Raw genomic sequence first — 17,995 nt, 5'->3', positions numbered from 1 at the left:
GCCCTGACTATTACCGAATGGCTGTATTCATTCCCGTTCCCTATTCCCTATTCCCTATTCCCTATTCCCTGACAAATGACAAATGACAAATGACAAATGACAAATGACAAATGACAAATGACAAATGACAAATGACAAATGACAAATGACAAAAATAACTGGCTTTTTATCGCTGAATCTGTTGCTATTGCCGCCTCATTTGTGGGAGCAATAGTAGCCGTTATATCTGAACAGATAATTTATGGATTAGCACCGTTAGCGATTTCCCTGTTACTCAATCTAATTAACCGCCGTCGTGTTGTCCAACTGCTGCGGCGCAAAATCAATGATCGCACTCAAATTGACAACTTAAGCCGAGATATCCAAGCTTTACGTACAGACGTTGCTCAACTGAAGCAACCTGACTCGAATCAGATGTCTAGAGAGGAACTGTCTGCTGTTGTCTCTACCGTTGAGGCAATTAATGAGAAGCAAAAGGCGTTGCGAGGTTCTCTAGCCCCCCTACAATCAAAACTTGATGAATTGAATCAAAAATTCAGGCAGCGTCCCGAATTAGAACAGATTGAAACGTTAGCTGGAATTATCGTAGCCCTCAAGCAGACCATCGATCAGCTTCCCCAGCCTGATCGCACAACCGCTTCTGTCAACCCAGAGCGAGTGGAACAATTAGAACGTGCGATCGCGCAAATCCAACAGGAACTATCACAACTTCAGCCGTAACCTGTCATACTTCAATCGCCATGGCAAAAGGGGGTTCCTCAGGTATTTTCCCCAAAAACGGCTCAGACAATTCGTAAACAGTCTAAATATAGAATAGCCGATTATTTATGTATTATAGCTATTTCCTGGTAATTAATAAAGAGAGTAGCAAATTTTGGATTTTTGCGGTTTAGACAGGCAAGGTGTTCCACTTTTAGTTTTTAAACATTCAATCTTTCCGAATTTCCCCTTTTTGGTAGATGTAGTGCTTTGTGCTTCACATTGAAGTACATCTTCTAAGTTATAAGACTGAAGCAAAGAGCGGAACACAATTTGCAACATTCGCGTCCATACTTACCACATCGAGCTGTTAATATCCAATAAGAACACGCCTCTGATTATTTTGCCAATTATACAACCTCGTGCCAAAGCCAAAAACACAATTCCCAGAGATTCCCCAAAGATGGAATCGCTCAGTTATGAATAAAAGACACCCTTCTCGCCTAACCACTATGTCACCTCTCTCCTTACTCTCCGACTCCCCAGTAAGTGTCTTGAGACTCTGGCGCTGGGGAACAGCACTTGCTACAGCCACATTTGCCAGTGGACTATTGATGACTCCCGCCGTTGACGCTCAATCCGCCGCACCGCAACCCATATTTGAGAACGTAAAACTGGGGCGGCGATTTTCACCTGATCCGTTGATTATTCGGGGGATCAGTGGCGGTTCTGTTTCAACGCCAGATGTTTCGGGTCGTAGAGAAACACCAACCGGTTCTTGTATCGGATTTATTGATGAACAGCCTGATCATATCCTAGAGTTAACGTCTTTTTTCAACTACCTCAGCTTACAAGTGGAAAGCCCGGAGGATACTACTTTATTGGTGAGGGGTCCTGGTGGAAGCTGGTGTAATGATGATGCTGACGGCAAAAATCCTGGAATTTCGGGTCAGTGGTTAGCGGGAGAGTATAAAGTTTGGGTTGGCTCTTTTCAAGAAGATAAGTATCATCCCTACGTAATTCGGATTAGCGAAGTTCAACTTCTTAATCCGGGACCCTCTCGGCGTTGAAGCTAGGGTGTGGGGTGTGGGGTGTGGGGTGTGGGGTGTGGGGTGTGGGGAAGATGGGGAAGATGGGGACACTCATGTAGAAACTACCATGGTGTATAGCATTACGGGCATACGTTAGGACATTACTCTGTTGCCTATTGCCTATTCCCTATTGCCTTTTCACCTAATTTTATTGTCCTAACCTCAATGCGTAGTGCTATATCTGTGTGTAGGGGCGGGTTTAGGGACTAATATTGATGGTTTTCCTTAGCTTGGCTGCAAAACCCGCCCTGACCAAATGACAAATGACGATTTTCACCGTTATAGCAACCGCCATAGCTGTTAGGACACATCATTTATGTTCCAGACGTTGCATGCAACGTCTCTACAATGGTGCCTTTGTCCTAATCGATGTGTCTACTGCTATAACATGCGATGTCTGCTACACTCAATATTTAGGCAGGGCGGGTTTTGGCTCAACGTTATCATATATAGCTACACACAACTCCCTAAAACCGCCCCTACACACTCTCAGGGCGGGTTTTGGATAAACGTTATCATCTATAGCTACACTAAAGTCCCTAAATCCGCCCCTACACAATCAACACTTCTCCTTCAATTGCTGACGTTTGCTTTTTAACGCCACCTTTACCTGTTCATACTCCTGATCAATTTGTGTTAATAGATGAGTCGTTAATGCCAGTGGATTGTCCGTTTCATTAATATCTACCTTCTCTAACTGCTTACACAGTTCAGAAAGGTGAATCGCACCAACCGTACCACTGGTAGATTTGAGACTGTGAGCCGCCTGTTGACAAGTGGTTAGCGTCTCAGGTGACAATGTATCCGTTTTCTGTGAATCCAGTGCTTGGTTCATTACTCCCAACAATTGAGCGCCTTCGTCCAAAAAGCTATCAATCACTTGGATTAAGACTTGATCATCTTTGACCATATCGCACAGTTGTTGAAAAGCTTGGTCATCAATCACATCATGTTCGTCTAAACCGTTATTATTTCCTTGTACCTTGCTCCCTTGCTTCTTTGCTTGGAGCCTCTGCCCTCTGGCTTCTGCCTTCTGGGGAGTCCGAGTTTCCTGTACCTTTTTTGGCACGCCCTGCAACGATCGCACCAGTTCCTCAACCCGAATCGGCTTGCTGATATAATCATCCATACCTGCCTGCAAACAGGTTTCGCGATCGCCTCGCATGGCATTAGCCGTCATTGCGATAATATAAGGACGGTTTTCCGGTGACCATTCCTGACAAATGCGCTGAGTTGCTTTCAAACCATCCATTTCCGGCATTTGCACATCCATTAATACCACATCATAAGACTGGCGGTGCAATGCTTCGAGGACTTCTAAGCCATTGGCGGCTACATCCGCCCGATACCCCATGCGCCCCAGAATATGCAATCCCACTTGCTGGTTAACCACATTATCCTCCGCCAACAGAATCCGCAATGGTATATTTGCACCCATATACGGATCAATCGTCGGTGAAATCTCACAGGTTGACCGCACTTTCACCGGTTGACCGACTAATACATCCATCAGCACATTGTAGAGTTGAGACTGCTTAATCGGCTTAGTCAGAAACGCCGCAAACTTGGCTTCATCCAGTTGACCACTGTTTTCTGGCTTGCCGATTGAGGTTAACATAACCAAGGGAATCTCTTGACCATCTGGCTGTCGGCGTATCTGTGAGGCGAGATTAACCCCATCCATTCCCGGCATGTGCATATCCAGAATCGCTAAGTCAAATGTCTCACCTTGCTGTAGCCAGTCTAATGCCTGCTCCCCCGACTCAGCCGCACGGGTCAGCACGCCCCAGGATTGACCTTGTAGAGTTAAAATGCGGCGATTAGTGGCATTATCATCCACAATTAACATCCGCTTGCCTTCAAGCTGAGGTTGCCGGAGATCCAAATTACTGAGATTATCAATGTGACAGACTGGGGCAACAATCGTGAAGTAAAAGATTGAACCCTTCCCTACTTCACTTTCTACCCAAATTCTACCCCCCATCATTTCACTTAATCGCTTGGATATGACCAACCCTAATCCTGTACCCCCATAGTGGCGACTGGTGGAGGAATCGACTTGACTAAAGGCTTTAAATAAACGATCTAAGCGATCCGGGGGAATGCCAATCCCTGTATCTTTAACTGCAAACAAAATTTCATACTGTTGTTCCTTATAATTTAGGTGAGAAAGGTGGTCTAATGACTGGGGACTTACCCGCTTAGAGGACACCGAAACCGTCACTTCTCCCTTATGAGTAAACTTGAGGGCATTACTCAGTAAATTAACCAGAATTTGCCGCAGTCGGGTAATATCGCCGCGAATCGTGTTGGGGGTATGAGGATCAAACAGATACGCCAGTTCTATGCCCTTTTCTGCGGCTTTTGGCGTTAGCAGATCTAGAGATTCTTCAATACAGGTTCGCAGATTAAACGGTTGTTCCTCCAACTCCAATTTGCCGGACTCAATTTTAGAGAAGTCGAGGATATCATTAATAATCGTCAGCAGGGCTTCGCCACTGTTGCGGATTGTTTCGGCAAATTCAGCTTGTTCATGACTCAGTTGGGTATCCAACAGCAATCCCGTCATGCCAATCACTGCATTCATCGGCGTGCGAATTTCATGACTCATGGTTGCCAGAAAGTCGCTTTTGGCGCGGTTGGCGGCTTCGGCGATCTGTTTGGCTTTTTCCATCGCCACGTTTTGTTCGGCTAACTGTTGTCGTTGGTGCTTTTCTTGTTCCAGGAGTTCAGCTTGGGCAAGGGCAATTCCCACTTGATCGGCAACGGCTTCGAGTAATTCAATTTCATCATTACTCCATTGACGAAACTGATCACACTGATGCAGACAAATCACCCCATTGGGTTTTTCCTTATACGAGGTGCGAACGACTAACATGGATTTCAGGTTCACCTGGTCACACATTCCCGTGGCATTTTGTAACAAAGGCTCGTCGTAAACGTTGTTAGAGGCGATCGCGCGATCGGCGGCTAATACCTGTTGAATATGAGGATTGTTTGCCACCGGAATCTTCACATTCAGGATGGATGAGTAACCCGGTTCTAAATATTCGGCAACAAACGGGATTTGGGGTGCAGGGGAAGCGACGTAGGTATGAATGACGCAACGGTTGACGCGAAAGGCTTGACCAATTTGAGTAGCAGTAGTTTGAAAAATTTGTTGGGCGTCTAAACTTTGGCGAATGTCTTGGGTGATTTGTTTGAGCAGTAATGAGCGCTGGAGTTGCTGTTGTAAGGCAGTTTCTGCTTGTTTGCGTTCGCTTAAATCCGCCTGGGCTTGTTGATAGAGTTCCGATTGCTGTACCGCAATGGCGACTTGCGTGGCAAGTTGTACCAGTAACTCTGTCTCTTGAGGCTGCCAATGTCTCGGCTGATTACAGTGGTGGGCAATCAGTAAACCCCACAATTTTTGTCCCTGTATAATCGGTACGACTAAATTTGCCCTTACCTGTAAATCGGCAAGAAAGTTACGATAACAGGACTCCAGATTAGCCGTGTGGATATCCTCCAGCGTGTGAATATCACCCTTTTGGTAACGCACCGCCGACTTCTCACCAAAGCAGGGATCAAAAATCGTGCGCCCCAATACTGATAACTCTTTCACGGCGACAGACTCGACTTCGACTACGCCACTCCAGTCGGGATTGAAACGGTAAATTAACACCCGATCCGTTTCCAGGAAGTGCCGCACCTCCGTTACCGTCGTGTTCAGAATCTCAGTCAAGTGTAACGATTGGCGAATGCGACGGGCGATCGCACTAATTAATCGTTCTCGTTCAGCTTGCTGTCGGAGGGCGGTTTCCGCCTGTTTGCGTTCAGCCAGTTCAGTGGATAACTGCTGATATAATTCAGACTGTTGAATCGCGATCGCGACTTGGGTGGCTAGTTGCTGAAGCAGATCAATATCAACGGTTTGCCAATGGCGAGGACGATGACAATGGTGGGCAATCAGTAACCCCCACAATTTTTGTCCCTGTAGAATCGGTACGACTAGGTTTGCCCTGACCTGAAGATCGGCTAAAAAGTCGCGATAACAGGGTAAAATATCTGCCGTGTAAATATCCTCCACGGTATGAATATAACCCTGTTGGTAACGTATCGCTGATTTCTCGCCAAAGCAGGGGTCATAAATGGTTTGTCCCAAAACGGATAACGTGTCTGATTCCACCGACTCCACGGCGACGACGCCACTCCAATCGGGATTGAAGCGATAAATTAACACCCGATCCGTTTGCAGGAACTGTCGCACTTCCGTCACCGTGGTATTGAGAATATTCTCCAACTCCAACGACTGATGAATCCGCAGCGCGATGGAGCGAATTAACCGCTCCCGTTCGGCTTGTTGCTGCGACGCGGTTTCCGAGTGCAAGCGTTCAGTCACATCTTGAATCAAGGCTAAGATATGAGTCTGATGCTCTGAGGTTTCAATTCTGGATGTGGAGATCGATAAAATACGGTGGCTACCATCCGCCCGAACGATATCCCATTTCTCACCGACTAAATCCTCCCCCCGTTGCATTTGAGCAATTCGCTTAACGGCTTGGCTGCGTTGTTTCGGATCGGGATAGAATGTTTGATACCAGCCTCGACGGTTAATTTCCTCAACGGTATACCCAGTAATCTTTACCATCTGCTGATTCCAAACTGTGAAGCGGATATAGGGATAGGTGTCAATACTATGACAGACACAGACGCCTTCTCCCATCCGTTCGATCAGTTGGGTTTTAAAGGAATATTCAGCTTGTAGGCTTGCCTCGGCTTGTTTGCGATCGGTAATATCGGTATGAGTTCCCACCATGCGGATTACTCGATCGGCGGCATCTTTTTGGTGAATCGCCCGGGACAAAATATAAACGGTTGAGCCGTTTTTATGATGGAAGCGTTGGACGGCTTGGAAACGAGAAACCTTGCCCCTGTTATAATCTTCAATCAGTTTTAACGCGGCAATCCGATCCTCGTCAAAAATCACCTTCTCCCAAGACGCCAATTCATTCGGCAATTCCCAATCGGCGTAACCCAACATTTCTTTCCATCGGGGAGAGAAATAAATGTCCCCAGTAATCATATTCCAGTCCCAAAATCCATCCTGGGAGGCGCGGAGGATTAATTCCAGCCGTTCTGTTGCGGTTTTGACAATATGGGCAACCTGAGGTGGCTCCATGGTTTTATCGCTTGGGGTTTCCACCAACGACGAGGAGGGAAGACAAGGAGATGCTGAGGGGGCTTGTGTCAACTCACTGAATTCTCTTTGCCAGTCACTCCCGTTCAATGTGGGATTGCTGGCTATTGTCTGAATCAACTGCAAACGCTGATGGCTTGTTTCCAACGTCGTTTCGGCTTGGCTTAAGTCATTCAGGGTTTGCTTCAGTTGGTTGGCTTGTTGATTAATTGTTTGCTGTAATTGTTCAACTTGATTCAGCAGCGCCAGAGGATTCAGCGCTTTAATGATGTCCGTTGCGGTGAAAATGCCGAGGAAATTTTCCGGAGATTGGTAGACTAATTGAGGGATTTGCCCAACTTGCCGCATCTGTTCGAGTCCCTGTTTTAGGGAATCATCCGGATGGAGACTCAACAGCGGTTTTTTTATCACCATAGACACGGGTGTTTTTGACAAGTCAAGTCCAAAGACAGAGAGCTGTAAACAGTGGATTAAATCCTGTTGTGTAATTAGTCCTACAGGTAAGGAATGGGCAGACACTGAGGATAAAGGCGACGCGATCGCACTCTGTTTAAACGTTCTCCCATTGGTTTCATCCCCGATTCCCCTTTCCTGAATCAATACAGCACAAGTTTCCTGAGTCTTAATTAGCTGTTGTGCCACGTCCAGAATAGAAGTCGTCAACGAAACCTTTAGCGCCGGAGTCGTCATTGTCGCCGCCACCGATTGCGACTTAAGTAAATTTAGCTCAGGTAGCCCTTGACAAATACTATTTTCTGTGATTAATCCAATACATTTACCTGCCTTATCCAAAACCGGGAGATGATCAATCGAATAGCTCTCGAAAAAGGATAATGCAGTAAACAGATGACAGGACTCACAGAGGGTTAAAGTAATTGGCGATCGCATCATCACATCAGCCACCTGGGTGTCCTGAAAATTCACCCCAGCCAGCATTAGTTCAATCAGTTGTCGCGTTGTCACTATCCCGATCAACGCCGAGTTTTCGGTCACCAAGACGATGCGATGTGAACGTTCCGGTTCTTTGGTAATTTGTCCCGATTGGTACGCCGACAAGGATTGTCCTTGATTTAACAGAGCGATCGCTTCAACTAGAGTTGCTTGAGCCTCAATCGTAAGGGGATGATAGTCAATAAAATGCTCTAAAGCAGGGAAGGTAGTGGCGGTGGTGTCAGGCTGCATAATAATTGGGTAGGGCGCAGGCTGTAGCTGGGACAAACAGACTCCAAGGCTGTAATGTTTAGGGTTATATCCTTTTTCTCTCTCCTGGTGATTAACTGTGGGGTTATTTCCGTCACACTGCACTAGCAGCAGATACCTATTCTTTATACTGCCAAACTTTGCCGCAATCCGCAGCCTCTTCTCCAGAGGTGAGAACTTATTTTTTCTTAACTTTTGTCATTGGTTATACTTAACCCTCCAAATCTAAATCCGGTTCAACACCAAGCGATCTCAATTGTTCTACCAATCTTGCTACCCGTCGCCTTTCTCGTTCAACTCCTTGTCTTTCTCGTTCTGAGGGAGTCAAAATCCAGTTGCTTTGTGCATCATACCAACGTAACCAGGTGCGATCGCATTCCCCATAGAAACCCTGCCACAGTCCTAACCCTAGCTGAATATCGTTCATCCACACACGCGGTTCACTAACGTCTAACTCGGTGTAGCGACTACCCATTAACTGAAACGCTCTTAGCTGGTTCGTGCGACCATTAAACACGATGTAATAGGGAACGCGCAAAATACGTTCATAGACTTCCCACTTTGTCGGTGGCTGATTTGCTTCCCGCAGCGTTTGCCCCAAGTCTTCTTTTTCAGTACCCGGTGAAATCAGTTCTACCACGACAAAGGGATTCACTTCTTCTTGCCACACCACATAGCTCATTCGTAAATCTCGTTGTTCATAGAGTCTATCAACCCCCACTACAGCAAACCAGTCGGGGCGTTTGTACCAATTGGTCTGGCGCGGATTGTAGTAAAGATTCAAATCGCTGGCAACAAAAATGCGATCCGTTGGGTAGTTAGGAGGACAGAAGGTATCTTCAAGGAAACGCGCTTGTAGTAAATGATATTTGTCAGGCAAACCGGGTTCCTCTGGGTCTTCGCTCTTGAGATCGTACATTGTAGGCAAAACTTTTTTCGGGTCTTGAGGCGGATTGGTTTGAAACATGGTTTTTGTCATTTGTCATTTGTCATTTGTCATTTGTCAGGCTGTGAGGATTATTTATCTCACTTAACAGGATTGAGTTTATTTCCACCAATATGTAGAGACGTTGCATGCAACGTCTCTACAATAGTGCCGAAAGTCCTAATCGATGTGTCTACTGCTATAACGCCCCTGCTGCCGTTCGGTCGAAAATATCTCCAGAAAGGTGAGTCGTAATATTCATCGCCTGGACGACAGGTAATTTCTCTAACCCTTGACTATATTCAATCACACTCACACCACCATTCCCTTGTTTAATACTCCAGAATGATTCTGAACTCAATCCCAAAACATGGCAAAGGATCACTTTATTAATCGCATCGTGTGCCACAACTAAACCTGTTTTTAGTTCAGACTCAGCCATTCCAGCTTTGACCTGAATCATCCTATCCCAAGCGGCTGTAGCTCTCTCCCAAACTTGGTTTAAATTTTCACCATTGGGCATTTGTACCGTCGCGGGAGCGACTTTCCATTGATGCAATAAATCGGCGTATTCCTGATTTATTTCTGACTCTAATTTCCCCTCCCACAGTCCATGATTGATTTCGCGAAACTTATCTTCAAGTTCTAGCGTAATACCACTGTGATACTGAAGAATTAATTCAGCCGTTTCCTTGGGACGTAACATCGGACTGGTCACGGCAAAATCAATCGGGATATCCTTAAGAAACTCAGCCACCTGCTGTCCCTGTTGGCGTCCATTTTCATTTAACGGCACATCAATACCGCCTTGGAAGCGGGAGACGCGATTCCACTCGGTTTCCCCGTGACGTACCAGCAGCAGACGCAACCCCCGATTACTGGGGCGAGGTGTCGGTAACGGCGTACCGACATGAGAGGTTTGATTGAGAGACTCTAATTGCACAGGTTCACCCCAACCCCCCGTAAAATTCAGAACATTAATGCAACAGTTGGATTGTAAGACGGACTGGTAACGGGCAGGAGAAATACCCAAGGCGCTACTAATCAAACAGCGATTGATGCCATTGTGTGCCACGATTAAAATTGTGCCACCTTGGTGGCGAGGTAGAATCTCTTGCCAGAATTGCTGCGCTTGTTGATAAAGTGCCAAGACAGGAAAATGCTTCCGGGTTCCCTCCGATGTAGTGATTTCCATATAGAAATCTTCCGGACGTTCTTTCCAGCACCGATAATCTTCCGGGAATTTTGTCCGGGCGTCGGATTTAGCCACTTTTTCCCACAAGGGTAAATCAACTTCCATCAGGTTTTCTGATGGTTGGAGAGGGGGTGAGCCAGATAAATAAGGTAGAATGACCTCTGCGGTCTGCTTCGCTCGTTGGAGAGGAGAGCAATAGACAGCATCAAGGGTCAAGCGACTGAGGGCAGCCCCCACCTTACGGGCATCATCAGCCCCTTTTTCGGTTAACACGGACTCATCACAGCGTCCTTGAATGAGTTGCTGGGCATTATAGCTGCTCTGACCGTGCCGTACAATAATGACGCGAGTAGTCAATCCTTTTGCTCCTATGTGACCAATTTTATGAATAGTAGTCAGATTAACCCAAATGCTGGTAGCATCCTTGGGGCATCTTCAAAGATCAGGGTCATTTTCAGTGTAACCGCCCACCTGCTGGACAAAAAGGCGAGGAAGCTGGGGAAGCAATGTAGAGACGCGCCATGGCGCGTCTGGGAGCAGGGGAAGATGGGGAAGAGATTAATTTTTCCTGTGTATCTTCCTTATTAACAGGGTTTCAAGACTTCCCCGGAAAAGCCAGAATGCGACAGATTACATCTGAAACAAAAACAGTGAGCTTTGTTACTAAATATTTTTTTATAACGTTAGAACTTATGACTTATTATTTATAACTTATGACTGATTACTTTTTTTGGGGGGTTCATGAATACTGGGTTAGTGATTAAACGGTTAATTTTAGCCGTTCTGACGGTGGCGGTACTCTTACAAGTCAGCCTTTCTTTGGTTGAAAGCTGGGGTCAGCCTCAAATTCAAAGTCGCTTAGAACTTTACCAAACCAATTTATTACTCCATGCTGCCGAAGGTCAGAGTTTAGCAACACAAGGAGAAGAGGATTTAACGGCGGCGCGGAATGCATTACTCGGTGATAATCCGTTTGAAAATGCACAAGAGCAATATGAACAAGTCCTGGAAACCGCGCAGACGACTCAATCAAAAATTATTGCCAAACTGGATCAAGTTTCCTCAAACCCAGATGTGACAACATCTATCGGTGATGAGCTGGCTAAACCGCAAATGCAAATCGCTCCCATTGATGAGGCTCCGATGACCTCTCAGCAGCGAAAGCAGTTGCAAAAGTCATTATCTCAGACAGAACAACTTATTGATGAACTGAATGTGCGGTTGGGACTGCTGCAAGCTCAACAGGGTAGAACAGAGATGGCGATTCAGACGTGGAATGAGTTGATTGAGCAAGAAACTGTGGAAAGTACCGCTCCAGCAACGACGCCATCCGCCAAAACTGCCGCCATATTAGCAGGTCTTTGGAGTGATCCGCCTCGAATTTTACCCGATGCGGAGTCAAAAATTCAACAAAATTTAGATAGCTGGTTCCAGTATCGGGCATTGTTCCAGCTTTATCAATTGCAACAGCGTCAAGATGCCTTAGTATCCTTACAAGCTCAAGAAAAAGAGAGAGCCAAACAAGCTTTAGTTAAGTTAACTCTAATTAGTGCCATTCCCGGAATTGGCGGTCTGATTGGGGTGGGACTTTTGCTATTTTTGCTGGGTCAGTGGTTACTTCAGGGAGAGCGATCGCTCCTCGCCACCAACAGCACTATGCCTTGGGATACGCCTTGGGATGGAGAAATGATTTGGCAAGTCTTGATTCTGGGCTTTTTCTTTATCGGTCAAATCCTCCTTCCTATTTTTATCCTGCCACTTTTCCTGGGCTTGTTCAATCTGAATCCGGCTAGTTTTACGGTAAGAATGCAGGCATTCTATGTTTTAATGACTTACATTGTGCTAGCGGCTGGAGGATTGGGAGTCCTTTACCTTTCGATCAAGGATTTTTTACCCTTGCCAGAGGATTGGTTTCGGATTAAATTCCGCAAAAAAGGGATTATTTTTGGATTAGGTGGCTATCTTGTGGCGCTTCCCCTGGTCATTTTAGTCTCACTCCTGAATCAGAAATTATGGCAGGGACAAGGGGGGAGTAATCCGATTCTTTCTCTAGTTCTAGAAGGACAGGATACAGTTGCTATCGTGATATTTTTTAGCACGGCTTGCATTGCTGCACCCCTATTTGAGGAATTCATGTTCCGAGGGTTTTTATTACCGTCGTTAACCCGCTATATGCCTGTTTGGGGAGCAATTGTCACCAGTAGTCTCGTCTTTGCGATCGCGCACCTGAGTTTGTCAGAAGTCCTCCCCTTAGCCACATTAGGCATTGTATTAGGAATCGTGTACACGCGATCGCGCAATCTGCTGGCGCCCATGATTGTTCACAGTCTCTGGAATAGTGGAACATTATTGAGTTTAGTCATTTTAGGCAGTGGTGGAAGTTGAGGGAGACGCGGAGAGGGGGAGACGCGGAGAGGGGGAGAGGGGAAGATGGGGAGAGGGGGAAGAGGATTACTAATGAACAATGAACAATGAACAATCAACAAATGACAAATGACATCGCTTATCGTGCGCCCTGAAACGTGATAGATTCTCAAGGCGAACACAGCAGGTTGATCAGGGATTGGGGTATCTCTTCAAAATGCTCTAACAAAAAATCCAAGATTGCCAGATGGCGCAAATCCACGGGTTGAGGGGGGTAGTATCCTTTACCTCGTTTGAACCAACACTGCACTGTCCCCAGGGAACGGGAACAGATATGAGACAGTTGTTCATACGTGACATTCCATTTGCTATAAAACTGCCTTGGCGTCATCCCTAATTCACAGTAACAATAAAGGTCAATAATGTATTTTTCCCGCTGGTTGATCGGGCGGAGATTGTGTCGGCGACGGGGATTATAGCGTCCAGTTGAACTACGCACAGATGGGGATGCGATCGCGCCAGTAAAATGGGTGGGATAACGGTAGGGGTTGTTATTCTCTTCGGTTGGTTCAACGGTATCCGGCATTTTTTCTAAATCCGCTTCAGACGCCGTATCCGTGGTTACCCATGCTGCACTGGGAGAATCGGGGGCGAGTTGGATGATGTAGTAAACCATCCACTGATTGTGATGGTGGTTGTAGTCATAAAAGCGTCCCAAAATTACGCCCCAGTCTGTTTGATTTGTTTTCCACTCAACGCGATCGCCTTCTTGGTAACGAGGAGTAGGAATTGGCAAAGTGTTGAATTGTGTGTAGGGGCGGGTTTCACTATTATCGTTTCTTTTTTCCCCAGATATAACTAAACCCGCCCCAACTAAGTTTTGAGTCTCCATCTCCTCACCATTACGCAGGGCGTTTAAGGCGCCAGCGATGAGTTTTCCGTCGATGCTTCGCGTCAACTCCTGGATAAATAGTTTCGCGATCGCATTCACTTCAGCATCGGTTAGGTGCATTTGCGATGCATCGAAGTCAATGTCGCGGTAGTGCTTGATTAGAGAGAGGAGTTGGGTCATTCCAAATTCCGATAACGCTTGCTGGGCTGTCGTTTCAGCGGTCGGGGATTTGTGAAATTGAGGGGGGAACGGTTTCATTTGGTTCTTCTCCTTGTGTTTGGTTGGGTGTATTGGTTACTTGTAACAATGTTATAACAAAATATCTAAAACAACAACCCCTTTGTCTCAAAAAAAAAGAGACTAGGAGTAAATACTTGGATCTCAAAAACGTAGGGTGGGTTAGGCGGAATTTAAACCGAAGCGATAGCCATTCAATGAACAATCCGCCGTAACCCACCGCTGTTAACGGGGAGGTGTATTATTTAATCAAAACTCTATCGGTATTCAATCCTTAGATAGAATAAATAGGACAAAATATAGTAGGCGCGATCGCGACTTGTCTAAAAGGCAGAATGGTGGTGAATTTTCCGATGAATGTTTGGCAAAGAAACCATTCTCACCCCAAGCTGACTAGCCGACTGTCAAAGTTACTTTAACGGGTTCCTTTTATCACCGCGTCCCCGCGTCTCCGCGTCTCCCCCTCTCCGCGTCTCCCCTCTCCGCGTCTCCCCCTCTCCGCGTCTCCCCTCTCCGCGTCTCCCCCTCTCCGCGTCTCCCCTCTCCGCGTCCCCGTGTCTCCCCCTCTCCATCACAGATCATCTCCCTGACGTAACGCATCAGCAACGTAAGCGCAATTCACGGCTGCACTGATCAGGGTGATGCGGTTATTTGCAACGGTGTAATACTCGAATTTATTACTCTTTTTGAATTCGTCAATGGCTGGGGAGATACCGCTGACATAAACGATTAAAATAGATGTTGGTGCTAAATTGTCGATTACCTGATTGACAACGGTGACAATTTCTGAGTCCGGTAGTTGATGATTGACTAAATCTAAGACTAAAATATCCAGACTACGGCGACGGCTGGCTGGGATTTGGTAGTGGATTTTTACATCCTGAAATCCCCGTTTTTGCAGCAGTTTGAATTCTTGGGGCGGTCGCACACGTTGATTGGTAGGTAAGAGATAATCTATAGTTATCCAGCCAATCACTTCTTCCCGTTCTAGCACTTTTTGGAGATAATCCACCTTGGCGCGAATTGTTTGTGACACAATTCGATTCACTTCTTGGTCAACCATGTTATCAACGGATTGCTTGATGTCGTTGAGGGTTTTTCCGTAGAAGAATGTGCCAACAATGCCTAAAATCCCTAGAAATATTCCCATGAGGACAAAGGCTAAATTCAAGGTGCCAATAAATGCATTAAAACTTTCTGTTAACTGGCTATTGGCATCTTTGAGAAACTCCATCTGCTGTTTAATTAACTCTAAATCAGGAGATGATGTCGGGGTTGGAGGGGTTTGCGCCACAATCAGGGAGAAGTATGAGAAGTCTGGCATATCAGTTACGGCGGCAAGATCGTGCGTTACTCTCAACTTATCATTATTTAGGGGTGGTTGAATAAGTCTTGTGGTGGGGAGGAGACACCGGGACGCGGGGATGGAGAGACGCGGGGATGGGGAATAGTGAAATGTAGAGACTCCTTATGCTACGTCTCTACCTTACAAAAGATTGAGCGATTTTAATTTTTCTTGATATAGTGTTTACATTTGAAATCTAAACAAGCAACCCTTGCCCAGTAAGGCTTTCAGTGCTTTGGCTGTACACGAATCATCTGAAAACACTATATGTCCTAACTAGAGTGCGTAGTGCTATATCTTGGTTAAGGTGCGTTACGCAAGCGATAACACACGATGGCGGACTGACACAGCTAAAATTGTGGAATCAATCTTACCATTTAATCGGGCGCACGCCATGCGCCCCTACGGTTTCCGGGCGTAATTCTAATCATCAAATAAGGTGTACCACGCCACTACATATATAGCTTGGCACAGCTAAAATAGGACTTTGTTTGTAATGGTTTCAGCGATTTTTCTAGGGAGATTTTTCGGATTTTTTCGGTCAAAATTGGTGAGCGTCGGAAAGTGCCTCTAGACCTCAGACAGGGCAAGGGTTTAAGATGAGGCTGTCCCCACTCGCTGGGGAAACTATTGGAATGGAAACCTCCCATCAGCACTCAGGCTAATGGGGGGTTTTTGCAACTTCCAGAAAATAAATGATTTCAGATGATGGCAAATTCCCAAAAGGAATTTACGGCGCTTTTCACGTTTATGGAATACAAAATTGTATCGGCTTGCTTTTCAGCGCAATCATCGTCTGTAGTCTACTAACTTGAAAACTGCGGTAATTCAAGCCCAGACTCCGCGTCTCTCCATCTCCCCATCTCCGCGTCAGTCGCAACCCATCAATTTAGGGTTGACAGACCACTGCTTATTACCGATTAACTAAACAAAGCAACTGTTGACATTCACGCTGCAACCGTCTCAAATACTCTTGACGCGGATTGCGAGTCGCGCCAAATATCGTTACCACTTGATAATCCCCTAAATCAACAATCCATATCGGTGAAGGCGTCGCTTTCCGCGTAAATTCTTGCCCACCAATTTTGTACTTATCCGTTTTAACACCACCACATAAACTCTTAGCATCTCGGTAACGTTTCTGAGTTTCCAACTCATGGAAGAACTCGAGCAAGATTTCTAACGCATACGGTTTTTTACTCATTTTGTTCCCACGAACCACAACAATTTTGCCGTTCGCATCAACCGCTTCAACCCATTGGTGATTACTCACGTAACCCGCAGAAATTAGCGATTGCGGATTAATCGTTTCAGCCTCAAATAATTGGCAGAGTGCTGAGTAAAACCTCTGTAACCGTTCCTGAAATAATCGCTGGAACTCCTCAATTGTATCCGGAAGCAACCAAAACTCATCCCTCCTCTCTGGGATGAACGTTGAACCCCGATATAACGGTGGATTGGTGCGAGAATAACAAGGACGCCTAGCGCCTTGACCCAGACTTCCCAAGTGAAAGGTTAGCCAGGTTAGAGATTGACCTAAATTCGTCAGATCACTCTCACCTGTTTCCGCAAAGGCTTGTCGCTGAACGGTTGGTGCTTCCTGAGAAAATTCCAGCGTGAAAATACCCTCTTGTTCGCCGCAGCCATGATTATGATTCCGATGGGGTTCTCTCTGAGTTACCTGACCCTTGAGTAGACCAACTTTCAACCATCCCTGTTGTGGCTTAGGGTTAATTGCACCAAAGAGTTTTGCTTCCCAGTCTTGCACCTGAGACGGTGTCGATACCCCCAACACCAACGTGCGAAACCAGTAGCGCAGCATCGACTTAAACGCCACCGGACGCACCTCAGCATCGGCGCGTCCCTGCATTTGCCACTGCTGACGACGAGGATGGAATTTCCAGGGGATAAAGTTTTGCCGTCCGTGAATTAGTTGCCCTTCTAAGGTAAACTTGACCCGGAAAAACTCATGGTTAGGCGTAGCTGTTTCAGGGTGAATTAATTTGCCGTATCCAGTATTGACCTGAGAACCAATTCCTAATCCAAATCCGGCAATTAACCACTCTTGTACCTGAACCAAGAGTTGAGAGTCATGACAGCCACTTGCTAGGCGTAACCCGATTAAAAATGTGGGTGCTTTGAGGGATAAAAAGGGGTTGGGATTGGGACTATACGTGGGAGAATGATTATCCCATGTCCAAATATTATTTGCCATATCCATTGCAACCAATTCCGATTGATTGGGTAAGGGATAGGCATCGAGAAACACAATCTTTCCGGCATGGTGAGCCTGGTTTTCTGGGGTTAGGGAACCAAAATAACAGGCAATGGTTTCATGGTTTTCTACCTGTTTCCAATCCAGTCCTGTCTCTGCCATCACTTGACGAATCGCCTGATTCCGCGTCACCCCCCGCAGGGTAGAGGAGGGAATATAAGGCATACCCAAGGCATCAAAGGCAGGTAATAAAATACTCTCTGGTCCCCGGTGTCCGCCGACTCGAATTCGCCAGGGACATTGAACCAAAAAGGTCTGACTGGCAATTAATTCGGTGCGTTTGTTCAGTTGAGTTAAACGTGCTGAATAATGCTTTGCTCCCTCCTGTGCCATTTGCAGAATCTGAACTTTTGTCGGGTCTTTATACTCCCTATCGGGTTCCCGCATCCAGCGCAAATATTCAATAAAACTGGCATCCGTTGCGGGATTGGGTTTACAATCGGGGTTTAACCACGGAGAAGGCGGTGGGTTTTCTGTCCCGGTTTTTTCTGTGCCTAGGGGCGGTTGATGACGACCCCCTGTAATCTTTTTCTTCGGTTTCTGTGGACGCGGTTTGGGTGGTTGGGGTTTTTTGGGTCGATTGGGTATCATAA

At 46.2% G+C, this 17,995-nt stretch carries 10 protein-coding genes; 4 read left to right on the top strand and 6 right to left on the bottom strand.

Annotated elements, in window-relative coordinates; all coding sequences use genetic code 11:
- The first annotated feature begins 138 nt into the window (after positions 1–138).
- Entirely contained in the window at positions 139–720 is a 582-nt protein-coding gene (locus RID53_RS24770) for a hypothetical protein (RefSeq protein ID WP_446390621.1), read from the top strand.
- Between the two features lie 491 nt (positions 721–1,211).
- Positions 1,212–1,769, top strand: coding sequence for a hypothetical protein (locus RID53_RS24765; protein WP_446390641.1), 558 nt, complete (start codon positions 1,212–1,214; stop codon positions 1,767–1,769).
- Positions 1,770–2,349: 580 nt separating this feature from the next.
- Here the strand turns inward: RID53_RS24765 and RID53_RS24760 are convergent.
- The 3 genes from RID53_RS24760 to RID53_RS24750 all read right to left on the bottom strand — a co-directional run bounded on the left by RID53_RS24760 (position 2,350) and on the right by RID53_RS24750 (position 10,646).
- Complete coding sequence (locus RID53_RS24760) at positions 2,350–8,151, bottom strand: GAF domain-containing protein (protein ID WP_446390620.1); 5,802 nt, start codon at positions 8,149–8,151, stop codon at positions 2,350–2,352.
- A 229-nt stretch (positions 8,152–8,380) separates the two neighbouring features.
- The gene (locus RID53_RS24755; RefSeq protein WP_446390640.1) at positions 8,381–9,136 is read right to left on the bottom strand and encodes a Uma2 family endonuclease; all 756 of its coding nucleotides are present in this window, start codon (positions 9,134–9,136) and stop codon (positions 8,381–8,383) included.
- Positions 9,137–9,293: 157 nt separating this feature from the next.
- On the bottom strand, positions 9,294–10,646 hold the full coding sequence (locus RID53_RS24750; RefSeq protein ID WP_446390619.1) for a histidine phosphatase family protein: 1,353 nt from the start codon (positions 10,644–10,646) through the stop codon (positions 9,294–9,296).
- A gap of 164 nt (positions 10,647–10,810) precedes the next feature.
- On the opposite strand from RID53_RS24750, the gene RID53_RS24745 reads away from it, so the two are divergent.
- The gene (locus RID53_RS24745) at positions 10,811–10,999 is read left to right on the top strand and encodes a hypothetical protein (protein WP_446390618.1); all 189 of its coding nucleotides are present in this window, start codon (positions 10,811–10,813) and stop codon (positions 10,997–10,999) included.
- 31 nt (positions 11,000–11,030) lie between these two features.
- Positions 11,031–12,674, top strand: a complete 1,644-nt coding sequence (locus RID53_RS24740; protein ID WP_446390617.1) for a CPBP family glutamic-type intramembrane protease — start codon at positions 11,031–11,033, stop codon at positions 12,672–12,674.
- 148 nt (positions 12,675–12,822) lie between these two features.
- On the opposite strand, the gene RID53_RS24735 is transcribed toward RID53_RS24740, so the two are convergent.
- The 3 genes from RID53_RS24735 to RID53_RS24725 all read right to left on the bottom strand — a co-directional run bounded on the left by RID53_RS24735 (position 12,823) and on the right by RID53_RS24725 (position 17,993).
- Entirely contained in the window at positions 12,823–13,803 is a 981-nt protein-coding gene (locus RID53_RS24735; RefSeq protein WP_446390616.1) for a hypothetical protein, read from the bottom strand.
- A gap of 550 nt (positions 13,804–14,353) precedes the next feature.
- Positions 14,354–15,106 carry a hypothetical protein gene (locus RID53_RS24730; RefSeq protein WP_446390615.1) on the bottom strand — a complete coding sequence of 251 codons (753 nt, stop codon included), beginning with the start codon at positions 15,104–15,106 and terminating at the stop codon, positions 14,354–14,356.
- Between the two features lie 934 nt (positions 15,107–16,040).
- Positions 16,041–17,993, bottom strand: coding sequence for an RAMP superfamily CRISPR-associated protein (locus RID53_RS24725; RefSeq protein ID WP_446390614.1), 1,953 nt, complete (start codon positions 17,991–17,993; stop codon positions 16,041–16,043).
- Between the last annotated feature and the right edge of the window lie 2 nt (positions 17,994–17,995).

It is taken from the genome of Coleofasciculus sp. B1-GNL1-01, from assembly GCF_040220235.1.
Lineage (GTDB): Bacteria > Cyanobacteriota > Cyanobacteriia > Cyanobacteriales > Coleofasciculaceae > Coleofasciculus.
This window is presented reverse-complemented; position numbering and strand designations above follow the sequence as displayed.